The following is a 13,339-nucleotide window of genomic DNA, read 5'->3' as shown; positions in this document are numbered from 1 at the left end:
CGCGCATGGCGCGCCGGAATAAAAAAGGGGGCGATCGCTCGCCCCCTCGCTCCCGCGTCCGGCGTCCGGCGACGCCGCGTCAGAACGCGACGAACGGCTGCGCGCCGCCGCTCGCGGTCTTGTCCATCCCGAAGTAGATCGTCTTGCCGTAGAAGTGCGGCATGCCGATGTCGAGCCAGTTGGACGAGCCGAACGGCCCCGCGATGTCGTTGAACGCGAACGTCGACGAGTTCGAGAACAGCGAATCCGCGTTCGCGACCGGCAGCGACACGGTGCCCGACGCGCCGTTCTGGCCGCTCAGCGTGGCCGAGTAGGTCGTCGTCGCCGACGGGCAGTAGAACTCCGTATTCCTCGAACAGACCGTCTGCGCCGAATCGTTGAAGAAATACGCGTTCGAGCCCGTGTCGAAGAACGCGGTCACGTTGCGCCCCTGGAACGTCGCGCTGACGTCGCCGGTCGTGGTCGACGTCAGCACGGTCTTGCCGCTCAGGTTCGGCAGGCCGAACGTCAGCGTGCCGGTCGCGCTTGCCTGCCCGTTGTTCGAGATGGCCGGCATCTGCACGCTCACGCCGTCGCTGTTCGCGAACCGGTGCACCGGGTTGGCCACCTGCTGCGCCAGCGGCACGAGCGCCACCGTGCAGCTCGCGTTATCGCCGTTCGGGCACGCGTAGTAGTTGTTGCTCGTCGACGTCGACGTCGCGCAGGTCGTGCCGCAGTCGTACGGCGCCGGCCCGATGCCGAGGATCCCGTTCGCGCCGAGCGCGCTCGTCGAGTTGGCCGATGCGCCGCCGTTCGTGCACGAGCTCGGCACGTTCGTCGTGCCGAGGTCGCCGATGATCTGCACGGGCAGCGACGCAGCCTGCTCGGTGCCGATCGACAGGTCGACGGTGCGCACCGATCCCCACGTGTAGCTCGACACGAACTTGCCGCATTCGGCGACCGGCGCGCCGCCGCTCTTCACCTGCGGCAGGCTGTCGTGCACGCCGGCCACCGCGCTGCCGACGAGCCGCAGCCCGTAGGACGCGGTATCGACGAGCACGTTGTTGACGATCTGGCAGTTCGACGTGCCCGGCACGCAAACCTTCACGCTGATGGTCGGGATGTTGATCACGTTCGCGGCGCCGGCGGCGACCGTGACGACGGCCGTGTTGCCGCTGTTGCCGTCGGATCCGCCCGAGCCGTTGTTGCCGCCGTTGCCCGAACTGCTGCCGCCGTCATCGCCGCCGCCGCAGGCCGTCACGAGCACGGCCGTCGCGGCCAGGAGGCCCAGCACGCCGAACCAGCGCTTGAATGTACGAGTCATGCTCAAGATCGCTCTCCCGCTGTCACTGGATATCGGTGCCGGCCACGCCGGCCGGCAGCGCCGACGGCAGCCATGCCTGGCCGGAGAAGGCGCCCATGTGGCCGCCCGTCCGGATCACGAGGCCGCTCGTCTCGACGGCCACCGGCGCACGCCAGCCGCGCGCCCGGTGCGCCGCCTGGACCCCGGCGGTGTACTGCGGGAAATAGCTGCCGAGCAGCGACGCGAGATCCGGCATCGTCGGCCCGCGCCACGCGAGGCCGAACACGCTGCCGGCGGCCGACGTGTATTCGTGGATGACGGTGCCCGATCCGAGCGTGATCTCGCGCACGGTATAGGCGGCCGTGCTCGCCTGCACGCCGTGCGCCGAGCGCATCGCGCGCTGCAGCGCGCGCACGGTGGCGGCCTGATCGTCCGCCGGCGGCGACATCGGCGCGCCGCCCAGTTCCGCGTGTGCGTGGACGGCCCACAGCACACCCATTGCAGCCGTCGCCTGCGCGACGGTCCAGCCCAAGCGTTTCAGCTTCACGTTCCCCCCCAAGGGACTGGCTTCGGTGCCGACGGCGCCGCCATCGGCCCGCGCCGCCTGCCCACTTATGAATCGTACGAATGACGCTACATTGCTGCTGACGCGTAGTATGCCTGCGGAGTGTGTCGAAGTGTCAATTCGGCGCAGGATCACGCTGCGCCGCGCAGCGGCGGCGGGCGGAGGAAACGAGACCGCGACGGGGATGCGCGCATCGGGCTGCCCCGCGGAACGGGGCGCCCGGCAATGGGGCACCCGGCAACGGGCGCGCGGATGCGCGGCGGCAGGATCAGAAGCCGAGGCTCGCGAGCAGGTCGTCGACCTGCCCCTGGTCCTGAACGACGTCGGATTTGCCTTCCGGCGCGATCTGCGGGCCGTTCAGCAACGACTCGGGGCTGCCGGTCGCGCTCATCGCTTCGGCCGCGAATGCCGCCGCGGTGGCCGCGAACTGCTCGCGCCGCTCCGGCGCGATGTTCTCGACGAGCACGGTGAGGAGCTGCTGCTCGATCAGGTAGACCATGTCCATGATCTTCTTGATCACCTGCCCGGTCAGATCCTGGAAATCCTGCGCGAGCATGATCTCGAGCAGTTGCGCGCGGGTCGCCGCCGTCGATTCGGGCAGCGTGCGCAGGAACGCGCGCGTGTCGTCCATCAGCTCGCGCACTTCCGCGTGCTCGATCGGCGCGGCGTACCACTGCGCCCAGCGCGCGTCAAGCGCCTCGGCCTCGTTCTGCACGCGCTCCTGCATCGGCTTCGCGATCTCGATCGCATTCAGCACGCGCACCGCGGCCTGTTCGGTCATCGTCGCGACGTAGCGCAGCCGGTCGCGCGCATCGGGCACGGCTTCCGCCGCGCGCTCGACATGCTTGTCGAGCCCGAGTTCGCGCATCGAATCGCGCAGCGTGCGCGTGACGTGGCCGATGCGCGCGAGGATCCGGTCGCTCGCGTAATCGGCGCCTTCGGCATGGCCGTCGGCATTGACCGCCGCGCCGGCGAGCGCCGCATGGATCGGCTCGTTCACGTTCAGCTCCCGGCCTTGGCCATCTTGTCGATGATCTTGTTCAGCTTCTCGTCGAGCGTCGCGGCCGTGAACGGTTTCACGACGTAGCCGCTCGCGCCGGCCTGCGCGGCCGCGATGATGTTCTCCTTCTTCGACTCGGCCGTGACCATCAGCACCGGCAGGTGCGTGAGCGTCGCGTCCGCGCGGATTTCCTTGAGCATCGCGAGACCGTCGAGGTTCGGCATGTTCCAGTCCGAGATCACGAAGTCGAAGCCGCCGCCGCGCAGCCGCGCGAGGCCGGCCGCGCCGTCCTCGGCCTCATCGACGTTCGTGTAGCCCAGTTCCTTGAGCAGGTTGCGGACGATCCGGCGCATCGTCGGGAAATCGTCCACCACCAGGATTTTCATGCTCTTGTCCATCGTCGTTCCTTTCCAGATTCGTTTCCGTCGGGACGCGTATCGTGGCACGCGCCCCGTGACAGTCCATTCACACGCGCTGCACGCGGTCGCCCATCGTCGCCAGGCGCGCCATCACGCGGCGGCTCATGTCGGCGAGCGGCACGACCTCGTCCGCACCGCCGAGCGCGATCGCCTCGCGCGGCATTCCGAACACGATGCAGCTCGCCTCGTCCTGCGCGAACGTGTAAGCGCCCGCGCGTTTCATTTCCAGCAGGCCGGCCGCACCGTCGCGGCCCATCCCGGTGAGGATCACCCCGATCGCGTTCTTGCCCGCGTGCGTCGCCGCCGAGCGGAACAGCACGTCGACCGACGGGCGGTGCCGGTTCACCGGCGGCTCGTCCGACAGTTGCGCAATATAGTTCGCGCCGCTTCTCGCGAGCAACAGGTGCGCATGACCCGGCGCGATGTACGCATGGCCCGGCAGCACGCGTTCGCCGTGCTCGGCTTCCTTCACCGCGATCCGGCACAGGCCGTTCAGCCGCTGCGCGAACGATTTCGTGAAGCCCGGCGGCATGTGCTGCGCGATCAGCACGGCCGGCGCGTCCGGCGGCAGCGGCGTCAGCACTTCGCGGATCGCCTCGGTGCCGCCCGTCGACGCGCCGATGATGATCAGCTTCTCGGTACTGACGAGCGGGTTGTTGATCATCGGCGCGGCCGCGGCGCTGTCCGCCGTGCGGGCAACGGCCTGCGGCTGCGGCGCCTGGCGCACGCGCGCGCGCGACGCCGCGCGGATCTTGTCCGCGAGCTTCTCCGCGTAGTCGAGCATCCCGTCGCGAATCCCGACGCGCGGCTTCGTGACGAAATCCACCGCGCCGAGTTCGAGCGCGCGCAGCGTGATTTCCGAGCCGCGCTCGGTCAGCGACGACACCATCACGACCGGCATCGGCCGCAGGCGCATCAGCTTCTCGAGGAAGTCGAGCCCGTCCATGCGCGGCATTTCGACGTCGAGCGTGAGCACGTCGGGGTTGTGCTGCTTGATGAGCTCGCGCGCGACGAGCGGATCGGGCGCGGTCGCGACCACCGTCATGTCGGGCTGGCTGTTGATGATCTCGGTCATCAGGCTGCGGATCAGCGCCGAATCGTCGACGCACAACACTTTGATCTTCTGCACTGCGGTCATGCCTCCTGCTTTCTTGATAGGTTCGCCGTCCGCGCGGCGCCGGCGAGCGCCGCGCTACCGCTGCCGGCCGGCGCGGCACCGCGCCCGCCGAACAGCTCGATGCGCGGGCGCGCCGGCTGCGGCGCGGCAGGCCGCTTCGCGGCAAACAGCTCGACGTGCGCGCGGCGCTCGCGCTCGGCCTCGCGTGCGAGCGCGGCCTCGCGCTCGGTCACGCCCGGCACCTGCAGCCGCAACTTCTTCACCATCGCGCGCCCGCTGCGCGGCATGAACGCGACCTTGCGCGGATGCACGCCCTGCAGGTCTTCCGCGGTGATGCGGATGCGCTCGAGCGCGAGGTAGCGGCGCACGAAATCCGCGTTGCGATCGCCGATGTTGATCGTCGTCATCCCGGCCAGCACGGCCGCGCCGCCGAACACCTTCGCCTCGAAGCGCTCGCGGCGCCCGCCGGCCTTGATCAACTCGTTGATCAGCACTTCCATCGCATACGCGCCATAGCGCATCGATTCCGACGCGGCCGCGCCCGGGTCGGCGCCGTCGTCCGGCAGCATGAAATGGTTCATCCCGCCGATGCCCGCGTACGGGTCGTGCAGGCACGCGGCGACGCACGAGCCGAGCACGGTCATCAGCACCATGTCCTCGGCGGTCGTGTAGAACTCGTTCGGCAACAGCTTCACGCCGGGGCGCTCGAAGTGATTGTCGAAGTAGCGATTGGTCGCGATCGGCAGTGCGCTCATCCGCGCTCTCCATAGGCGGGCGCGCCGCCCACGGCCCGCGCGCGGCCGGGCGACGGCATCGCGGCCGCCGCGCTCGCCTGCGCGCCGCGCGAGCGCGCACCCTGTTCGGCGTCGCGCGTCAGTTCGTACACCGTCTGCCCGCGCAGCCGGAACGCCTGCGTCACGTACGTGAAGTTCTCCGAATGGCCGGCGAACAGCAGCCCGCCCGGCTTCACGAGCGGCTCGAAGCGCGACAGCACCTGCCCCTGCGTCGGCTTGTCGAAATAGATCATCACGTTGCGGCAGAAGATCGCGTCGAACGGCTTCGCGATCCCGTAGTCCGCATCGGTCAGGTTCAGCTGCTCGAAGCGGATCATCGCGCGCAGCTCGGGGCGCACCTTCACGCGGCCGGCCTGCGCGCCCGTGCCCTTCAGGAAGAAGCGCTTGAGCCGCTCCGGCGACAGGTGCTTGACCTGGTCGTACGTGTAGATGCCGGCTTCGGCCTTCGCGAGCACTTGCGTGTCGAGATCGGTCGCGAGGATCGTCGCGTTGCGCGCTGCCGTTTCGCCGAGCGCCTCGATCAGCGTGATCGCGATCGAGTACGGCTCCTCGCCGGTCGACGCCGCCGAGCACCAGACCGAGACCGGCGCCGGCCGCGATTTCACGAATTCCGCCAGGATCGGGAAATGGTGCGACTCGCGGAAAAACGCGGTCAGGTTGGTCGTCAGCGCATTGGTGAACGCTTCCCACTCGAGCGGGTCGTCTTCCTGCTCGAGCAGGTCGAGGTAGTCGCGGAACGTGTCGAGGCCGCGCGCCCGCAACCGCCGCGCGAGCCGGCTGTAGGCCATGTCGCGCTTGTGCTCGGACAGCGAGATGCCCGCGCGTTGATGGATCAGCGCGCGGATGCGTGCGAAATCCGCGCCGGTGAACGCGAAGTCGCGCCCCGGCTCGCCCGCGCGAGGCGAGGCATCCGGTGCATCGGGTCGAAACGGCGCGCGCGCGTGCTGCATGGCTTAGAAGGTCTCCCAGTCGTCGTCGGACGCGCCGGCGGTCGCCGGCGCCGGCTTCTCGCCGTTCAGCGCCGGGCGCACGAGCGCGGGCTTCGCGGCCGGCTTGTCCGCCGGCGCGGCCGTCTTCGCGAGACGCGGGCCGTAGCCGCCCGCGGCGGTGCCGCCACGGGCGGCCGGTGCATCCTTCTGCGTCCGCGCGGCGGCATCGGTCGCACGCGTCGGTTCGGACGCGGCGGCCGCGGCGCCCGAGGCAGCCGCACGCGACGCCGGCGCGGCGCGCCGTGCCGCCGGTTGGGCCGCAGGCTGCGGCGCCGGCAGCGCGGCGACCGGCGCATCGTGGCGCGACGCCGACGGCAGCGCCGCCGGTTCGTGCGCGACCGGCCGCGCGACGCTGCGCGCCGGCGCGAGCGCGATGCCGCCCGCGACGCGCCAGCCCGACACGATCGCCTTCATCTGGCGCGTCTGCTCCTCGAGCGACGCGGCCGCGGCCGCCGCCTGCTCGACGAGCGCCGCGTTCTGCTGCGTGACCGCATCCATCTGGCCGACCGCGCGATTGACCTGCTCGATGCCGGTCGACTGCTCGTCGGACGCGGCGCTGATCTCGCCCATGATGTCGGTCACGCGGCGCACGGCCTGCACGATCTCTTCCATCGTCGAGCCGGCGCGCGCGACGAGCGCCGACCCGCTGTCGACCTTCTCGGCCGAATCGCCGATCAGCTGCTTGATTTCCTTCGCGGCGCTCGCGCTGCGCTGCGCGAGCGAGCGCACCTCGCCCGCGACCACCGCGAAGCCGCGGCCCTGCTCGCCGGCCCGCGCCGCCTCGACGGCCGCGTTCAGCGCGAGGATGTTGGTCTGGAACGCGATGCCTTCGATCGTGCCGATGATGTCGACGACCTTGCCCGAGCTCGCCGCGATGTCCTGCATCGTCGACACGACCTGGCCGACCACGTCGCCGCCCTGCGTCGCGATGTCCGACGCGTTCACCGCGAGCTGGCTCGCCTGCCGCGCGTTCTCCGCGTTCTGCCGCACGGTGCCCGTCAGCTGCTCCATGCTCGACGCGGTTTCCTGCAGCGACGCGGCCTGCTCCTCAGTGCGCTGCGACAGGTCGATGTTGCCGGTCGCGATCTCGCGCGCGCCGACGTCGATCGATTCGGTGCCGCGATGCACGGCCTGCACCATCGTCGTGACGGCGTCCTGCATCCGCTTGATGCCGCCGAACAGGCGGCCGATCTCGTTCGTGCTGGAAACGTTGACCGGCTGCGTGAGGTCGCCGCCGGCAATGCGCTCGAAATGCGCGATCGCGTCCTCGATCGGCTGGACGATCAGCCCGCGCAGCACGAAGCGGATCGCGATCACGACGACGAACGCGATCGCGATGCCGGCCGCGATCAGCGCGATCATCATCGAGATCTGCGACTGCGTCTCGGTCTGACGGTCTTGCGCGCGCTTCTGCAGCGCGGCGATCACGGCCGCCGCCGTCTGGTCGAACGCGACGAACATCGGGCTGATCTTCGTGTCCGCGACCGCGTGGTACGCGGCCATGTCGCCCGCGCGCGCCGCGGCGAACTCGGGCTCGACGCCTTCCTTCACGATCGTCGTGTACCGTGCGGCGAGTTCGTCGAGCAGCGCCTGATCGACACCGAGCTTCGGCGTCGACTGGAACGCCTGCCAGTTCTGGTTCGACTTCGCATACAGCTCCTGCGCGCGGTCGAGCACCTTCGTCGCGTCGGCCGCATTGCCGCCTTCGGTCAGCGTGCGAAAGCGATCGAGCGCGACGCGCGAGCGCAGCAGCTGCGCGGCCGTGTCGTCGAGCGTGTGGATCGCCGGCAGGTCGACGTGCGCGATCTCGTCGAGCGAGCGGCTCGCGTGATCGAGCGCGTAGAGGCCGAGCCCGCCGACCGCGGCGGTCAGGCACACGAGGATGAGTCCGACCGCCGTGAGCGTCGTGCGGATCGACCAGTTATGCAACATTGCAGATTCTCCCGAAATTGCTGCGCGCGCGGCGCGCTTACCCGCCGAGCGTCTCGATCAGCGCCATTTCACGGCTCGACATCAGCTTCTCGATGTCCATCAGGATCAGCATCCGGCCATCGACCGTGCCGAGGCCCGTCAGGTACTCGGTCGTCAGCGTCGCGCCGAATTCCGGCGCCGGCATGATCTGGTCGGTCTGCAGCGTCAGCACGTCCGACACGCCGTCGACCACCATCCCGACCACGCGGTTCGACACGTTCAGGATGATCACGACCGTCTGGTGGTCGTATTCGACGCGGCCGAGGTGGAACTTGATCCGCATGTCGACGATCGGCACGATGATCCCGCGCAGGTTGATCACGCCCTTGATGAACTCGGGCGCGTTCGCGATCCGCGTGACGCTGTCGTAGCCGCGGATTTCCTGCACTTTCAGGATGTCGATCCCGTATTCCTCGTCGCCAAGCGTGAAGACGAGAAATTCCTGGCCCGTCGCATCGCCGTGTTCGGCGTCACGGCGGCTGGTCGCCGCCGCGTTCGCCGCGGCCGTATTGATCATTTGGACTTCAGCAGACACGTTTGCCCCCAATCGGTTGAATGGCGAGAGTCAGAAGACGGCGAGCTCGGCGCCCGCTCGGGCGCCGTGCGTCGCACGGGTTTCGCGGTTCAGCGCCGCGACGTCGACGATCAGCGCGACGCTGCCGTCGCCCAGGATGGTCGCCGCCGAGATGCCGTGCACCTTGCGGTAGTTGGTTTCGAGGTTCTTCACGACCACCTGCTGCTGGCCGACCAGCTCGTCGATCAGCATCGCGAAGCGGCGCCCCTCGGTTTCCATGATCGTGACGATCCCCTGGGTCGGGTCGGTGCGCGCGTCGTCGACCGAGAACACCTCGTGCAGCGCGACGAGCGGCAGGTATTCGCCGCGCACGCGCACCACGCGCTCGCCGTTGCCGACCGTGTAGATGTCGTCGTTCGACGGCTGCAGCGACTCCATCACGAAGTTCAGCGGCAGGATGAAGATCTCGCTGCCGACCTTGACGGACATCCCGTCGAGGATCGCGAGCGTGAGCGGCAGCACGATCCGCGTGGTCGTGCCGCGGCCGGCCTGCGACGAGATCTCGACGTGGCCGCCCATCGACTGGATGTTGCGCTTCACGACGTCCATCCCGACGCCGCGGCCCGACACGTCGGTCACCGTCTCGGCGGTCGAGAAGCCCGGCGCGAAGATCAGTTGCCACACTTCGTCGTCGCTGATGTTCTCGGAGATCTGCATGCCCTGCTTCGCGGCCTTCGCGAGAATCCGCTCGCGGTTCAGGCCCGCGCCGTCGTCGCTCACCTCGATCACGATGTTGCCGCCGTGATGCGCGGCCGACAGCACGAGCTGGCCGACCGCGTCCTTGCCGGCGGCGACGCGCTTGTCGACGGTTTCGATCCCGTGGTCGAGGCTGTTGCGCACCAGGTGCGTGAGCGGATCGATGATCCGTTCGATCAGGCTCTTGTCGAGCTCGGTCGCCTGGCCGAACGTCACGAGCTCGACCTGCTTGCCGAGCTTGCCGGCGAGGTCGCGCACGAGCCGCGGGAAGCGGCTGAACACGTAGTCCATCGGCATCATGCGGATCGACATCACCGCTTCCTGCAGGTCGCGCGCATTGCGCTCGAGCTGCGCCATCCCGTTGAACAGGCGGTCGTGCAGCGCCGGATCGAACGCGCTGGCCGTCTCGGCCAGCATCGCCTGCGTGATCACCAGTTCGCCGACGAGGTTGATCAGCTGGTCGACCTTCTCGACGCCGACGCGGATCGAGCTGCCTTCGGCGCCGCCTGCCGCCGCGGCGGCCGGGCGCGCGCGCTTGTCGTCGTGATGCGCGGCGGCGGCCGGCGCCGCGTGTTCGGCCGGCTGCGGCTGAGCGGGTGGTTGCGGCTGCGGCTGCGCTGCGGCGGCCGGCGCCGGGGCGGGCGCCGCGGCAGCCGGTTGCGGCGCGGCTGCCTGCGGCGCGAACACCTCGACGCGCGCGGGCTGCGGGGCGGCGGCCGGTTCAGGAGCTTCGGCCGCCACGGCTGCGGCGGCCGGCGCGACGGCCGGCGCCGCCTGGGCAGCCGGCGCCGTGCCGCGCGCGACGCGGATCTGGCTTTCGTCGATCACGAAGCAGCACACCGCGACGATGTCGTCGGAAGGCACGTCCGATTCGACCCACAGCGTCAGGTCCGCGCCCACTTCCTCGCGGCCGACGATCCGGCCGAGGTTGCCGAGTTCCTCGGTGAGCAGCGCCTGGTCCTTCGCGTCGATGCCGACCAGCGTGATCTTCAGATGCGGGCCGTCGGCATCGGCATCGGCGTCGGCCGCCGGATGCGCGGCCGCGACGGCCTGCTCGACCACATGGTCGGGCGCACGGTCGCCGCCGACGGCGGGCGCGGCAGCCGGCGCGACGGCGGCGGCAACCGGCGCGGCCGGCGTAGGTGCGGCCGGCGCAGGCGCGGCGGCGGCAGGCGCGCCTGCGCCGCTTTCGGCCTTCAGCCGTTCGAGCTTCGCGCAGATCGCCGCGGCGGCGGCCGCGTCCGGCTCGGCGCTCGCGCGGTAGTCGACGAGCTGGTCGGACAGCACGTCCTTGGTTTCCAGGAACGCGTCGACCATCTCCTTGGTCAGCGTCAGCTCATGGTTGCGCGCACGGTCGAGCAGCGATTCGAGGATGTGCGTCGTATCGGTCAGCGCGGAAAAGCCGAACGTCGCCGCGCCGCCCTTGATCGAATGCGCGGCGCGGAAGATCGCCGCCAGATCCTCGGGATCGGGCGAATCGACGTCGAGGTTCAGCAGCAGCTGCTCCATCTGCGCGAGCAGCTCGTCCGCTTCGTCGAAAAAGGTCTGGTAGAACTGAGTGATGTCGAGAGTCATGCCCGGTCACCGGTTGAAATCGTCGCGTTCATGTCAGGAGGCAGCCGGCTCGGACAGCGTGGCGACCAGGTCGACCAGCACGCCCGGGTCGATCGGCTTTTCGATCCAGCCGGTCGCGCCCGCGTCGCGTGCGGCGTCCTTGAACGCGTCGCTGCCTTCGGTCGTCAGGATGAGGATCGGCGTGTCCGCGTACGCGGTCAGCTTGCGCAGCGCGGCGATCACCTCGAGCCCGCTCTTGCGCGGCATGTTCTGGTCGGTCAGGACCAGGTCGTACGGCGTCGTGGCCGCCATGTCGAAGCCGGCTTCGCCGTCCGGCGCCACCGTCACGTCGTAGCCGGCCTGCGCGAGCGTGGCCTGCAGCAGCGCACGCATGGTCGCGGAGTCGTCGATGGCGAGAATGGTTCGGATCATGTCTGTCTCGGAAACGTCAGGGTTTCGGCGCCACGGCGACGGCGCTCGCCACGACCGGACGCGCCGCCGGCGTCGGGCCGCCGAGCTGCTGCGCGAGCAGCTTCGAACCGGCCGCGTCGGCGGACAGCGTCGTCGTCGTCGCGTCGTCGCGCATCAGCGCTTCTTCGGATTTGCGATTCAGCACGATCACGCTGATCCGGCGGTTTTCCGGATCGAGCGGATCGGCCTTGTTCAGGTTCTGCGTCGACGCGAGGCCCAGCACGCGCAGCACTTTCGCCTCGTCCATGCCGCCGGAGATCAGTTCGCGGCGCGATGCGTTCGCGCGATCGGCCGACAGCTCCCAGTTGCTGTAGCCGCCCTCGCCGCCCGCGTACGGCACGGCGTCGGTGTGGCCCTGGACGATGATCCGGTTCGGCACGTCGTTCAGCGTCTTGCCGATCTCGCGCAGGATGTCGCGCATGTACGGCTCGACGTGGTCGCTCGACATCGCGAACATCGGTCGCTTCTGCGAATCGACGATCTCGATGCGCAGCCCCATCAGCGTCGAATCGATGCGGATCTGCTGCTTGAACTGGCGCAGCGTCGGATTGGCCTCGATCGCGGCCATCAGCTTGATCTGCAGGTCGTGCAGGCGCGTCTGCTCGAGCCGGTCCTGCGCGCCCTGTGCCTGCGACCGCGAATGCTCGTCGCCCGCCTTCGCGAGGCGCTCGGCGAGCGACGTCGTGCCGTCGGTGCGGCGCAGCGTGCCGGCATCCGTGCTCGACAGGTCGCGGCCGCCGCCGTTGATGATGCTGGAATCCTGCGAGCTGCGGTCGCCGCTGCCGAGAATCGCGGCCTTCAGCGGCATGTTGAAGTATTCGGCGATCCCCTTCAGCTGCACCGGCGTGACCGAGCTCAGCAGCCACATCAGCAGGAAGAACGCCATCATCGCGGTCATGAAGTCCGCGTACGCGAGCTTCCATGCGCCGCCGTGGTGGCCCTTCTTCGCCGGGGCCACCCGCTTGACGACGATCGCGCGATCCTTGCTCTTGCTCATCAGTGGCTCCGCATCACTTCGCCTTCACGCGGCGCACGTGCTCTTCGAGCTCGGAGAACGACGGACGCTCGGTCGAGAACAGCACCTTGCGGCCGAACTCGACCGCGATCGCCGGCGCATAGCCGTTCAGCGTCGCGAGGATCGTCACCTTGATGCACTGGAACATCTTGGTCGACTCGGCCACGCGCTGCTCCGCGAGGCTCGCGAGCGGCCCGATCAGCCCGTACGACAGCAGGATCCCGAGGAACGTGCCGACCAGCGCCTGCGCGATCATCGCGCCGAGCACCGCGGGCGGCTTGTCGGCCGAGGCCATCGTGTGCACGACGCCCATCACGGCCGCGACGATCCCGAACGCCGGCATCGCGTCGCCGACGCGCATCAGCGCGTGCGCCGGGCCTTCGCCTTCCGTGTGGTGCGTCTCGATCTCCTCGTCCATCAGGCTTTCGATCTCGAACGCGTTCATGTTGCCGCCCACCATCAGTCGCAGGTAGTCGGTCAGGAATTCGACGATATGGTGATCGGCGAGGATCTTCGGGTATTGCGTGAAGATCGGGCTCTTTTCCGGATCGTCGATGTCGGCCTCGAGCGTCAGCGTGCCTTCCTTGCGTGCCTTCGCGAGCAGCACGTAAAGAAGCGCCATCAGCTCCATATAGACGTCCTTCGTGTATTTCGAGCCCTTGAAGAGCGTCGGCAGCACGCGCAGCGTGGCCTTGATGGTCTTGCCGCCGTTGCCGAGGATGAACGCGCCGACGCCGGCACCCACGATCATCAGGATCTCGATGGGCTGGATCAGGGCGCCCAGATGCCCGCCTGCCAGCGCATAACCGCCGAAGACGGACAACAGCGTCACGAGTGTTCCCACGATAATCAGCACTGCCTGTCCCTCACGAAAGACCGGCGGGAAGACCGC

The 13,339-nt window shown here is 69.2% G+C and carries 13 protein-coding genes; all 13 read right to left on the bottom strand.

The window, feature by feature from the left end; genetic code table 11:
- Window positions 1-79: 79 nt before the first annotated feature.
- The 13 genes from CFB49_RS00920 to motA all read right to left on the bottom strand — a co-directional run bounded on the left by CFB49_RS00920 (window position 80) and on the right by motA (window position 13,303).
- Window positions 80-1,309 (bottom strand): DUF3443 family protein, encoded by a 1,230-nt coding sequence (locus CFB49_RS00920; protein ID WP_089434384.1) that lies wholly within the window; start codon window positions 1,307-1,309, stop codon window positions 80-82.
- Window positions 1,310-1,325: 16 nt separating this feature from the next.
- On the bottom strand, window positions 1,326-1,829 hold the full coding sequence (locus CFB49_RS00915) for a DUF2844 domain-containing protein (protein ID WP_089490552.1): 504 nt from the start codon (window positions 1,827-1,829) through the stop codon (window positions 1,326-1,328).
- Between the two features lie 286 nt (window positions 1,830-2,115).
- Window positions 2,116-2,847, bottom strand: a complete 732-nt coding sequence (gene cheZ / locus CFB49_RS00910) for a protein phosphatase CheZ (RefSeq protein WP_069618698.1) — start codon at window positions 2,845-2,847, stop codon at window positions 2,116-2,118.
- Between the two features lie 2 nt (window positions 2,848-2,849).
- Complete coding sequence (gene cheY / locus CFB49_RS00905; protein WP_006754880.1) at window positions 2,850-3,245, bottom strand: chemotaxis response regulator CheY; 396 nt, start codon at window positions 3,243-3,245, stop codon at window positions 2,850-2,852.
- 67 nt (window positions 3,246-3,312) lie between these two features.
- Complete coding sequence (locus CFB49_RS00900; RefSeq protein WP_069618699.1) at window positions 3,313-4,404, bottom strand: protein-glutamate methylesterase/protein-glutamine glutaminase; 1,092 nt, start codon at window positions 4,402-4,404, stop codon at window positions 3,313-3,315.
- Window positions 4,401-5,138: a chemoreceptor glutamine deamidase CheD gene (gene cheD, locus CFB49_RS00895; protein WP_089490551.1), complete on the bottom strand. Its 738-nt coding sequence runs from the start codon at window positions 5,136-5,138 to the stop codon at window positions 4,401-4,403. The genes CFB49_RS00900 and cheD overlap by 4 nt, the downstream gene beginning before the upstream one ends.
- Complete coding sequence (locus CFB49_RS00890) at window positions 5,135-6,127, bottom strand: CheR family methyltransferase (RefSeq protein WP_069618701.1); 993 nt, start codon at window positions 6,125-6,127, stop codon at window positions 5,135-5,137. Before CFB49_RS00890 ends, cheD begins: the two co-directional genes overlap by 4 nt.
- A gap of 3 nt (window positions 6,128-6,130) precedes the next feature.
- The gene (locus CFB49_RS00885) at window positions 6,131-8,098 is read right to left on the bottom strand and encodes a methyl-accepting chemotaxis protein (RefSeq protein ID WP_089490550.1); all 1,968 of its coding nucleotides are present in this window, start codon (window positions 8,096-8,098) and stop codon (window positions 6,131-6,133) included.
- Window positions 8,099-8,135: 37 nt separating this feature from the next.
- Complete coding sequence (gene cheW / locus CFB49_RS00880; protein ID WP_050016005.1) at window positions 8,136-8,654, bottom strand: chemotaxis protein CheW; 519 nt, start codon at window positions 8,652-8,654, stop codon at window positions 8,136-8,138.
- Window positions 8,655-8,702: 48 nt separating this feature from the next.
- Window positions 8,703-10,982, bottom strand: coding sequence for a chemotaxis protein CheA (cheA, locus tag CFB49_RS00875; RefSeq protein ID WP_089490549.1), 2,280 nt, complete (start codon window positions 10,980-10,982; stop codon window positions 8,703-8,705).
- 33 nt (window positions 10,983-11,015) lie between these two features.
- The gene (locus tag CFB49_RS00870) at window positions 11,016-11,393 is read right to left on the bottom strand and encodes a response regulator (protein WP_050016002.1); all 378 of its coding nucleotides are present in this window, start codon (window positions 11,391-11,393) and stop codon (window positions 11,016-11,018) included.
- A gap of 16 nt (window positions 11,394-11,409) precedes the next feature.
- Window positions 11,410-12,429 (bottom strand): flagellar motor protein MotB, encoded by a 1,020-nt coding sequence (gene motB / locus CFB49_RS00865; RefSeq protein ID WP_069618704.1) that lies wholly within the window; start codon window positions 12,427-12,429, stop codon window positions 11,410-11,412.
- 13 nt (window positions 12,430-12,442) lie between these two features.
- A complete protein-coding gene (gene motA, locus CFB49_RS00860; RefSeq protein WP_050015994.1) occupies window positions 12,443-13,303 on the bottom strand; it encodes a flagellar motor stator protein MotA in 861 nt (286 codons plus the stop codon).
- Window positions 13,304-13,339 lie beyond the last annotated feature (36 nt).

The organism is Burkholderia sp. AU17457, from assembly GCF_002223255.1.
GTDB lineage: Bacteria > Pseudomonadota > Gammaproteobacteria > Burkholderiales > Burkholderiaceae > Burkholderia > Burkholderia sola.
This window is presented reverse-complemented; position numbering and strand designations above follow the sequence as displayed.

What these genes read in the sequence shown, in the direction of transcription:
- CFB49_RS00885 (WP_089490550.1), bottom strand. Translation starts at nt 8,098, where the DNA reads ATGTTGCATAACTGGTCGATCCGCACGACGCTCACGGCGGTCGGACTC.
- CFB49_RS00890 (WP_069618701.1), bottom strand. Translation starts at nt 6,127, where the DNA reads ATGCAGCACGCGCGCGCGCCGTTTCGACCCGATGCACCGGATGCCTCG.
- motB (WP_069618704.1), bottom strand. Translation starts at nt 12,429, where the DNA reads ATGAGCAAGAGCAAGGATCGCGCGATCGTCGTCAAGCGGGTGGCCCCG.
- cheD (WP_089490551.1), bottom strand. Translation starts at nt 5,138, where the DNA reads ATGAGCGCACTGCCGATCGCGACCAATCGCTACTTCGACAATCACTTC.
- cheA (WP_089490549.1), bottom strand. Translation starts at nt 10,982, where the DNA reads ATGACTCTCGACATCACTCAGTTCTACCAGACCTTTTTCGACGAAGCG.
- CFB49_RS00870 (WP_050016002.1), bottom strand. Translation starts at nt 11,393, where the DNA reads ATGATCCGAACCATTCTCGCCATCGACGACTCCGCGACCATGCGTGCG.
- CFB49_RS00900 (WP_069618699.1), bottom strand. Translation starts at nt 4,404, where the DNA reads ATGACCGCAGTGCAGAAGATCAAAGTGTTGTGCGTCGACGATTCGGCG.
- cheW (WP_050016005.1), bottom strand. Translation starts at nt 8,654, where the DNA reads ATGATCAATACGGCCGCGGCGAACGCGGCGGCGACCAGCCGCCGTGAC.
- cheY (WP_006754880.1), bottom strand. Translation starts at nt 3,245, where the DNA reads ATGGACAAGAGCATGAAAATCCTGGTGGTGGACGATTTCCCGACGATG.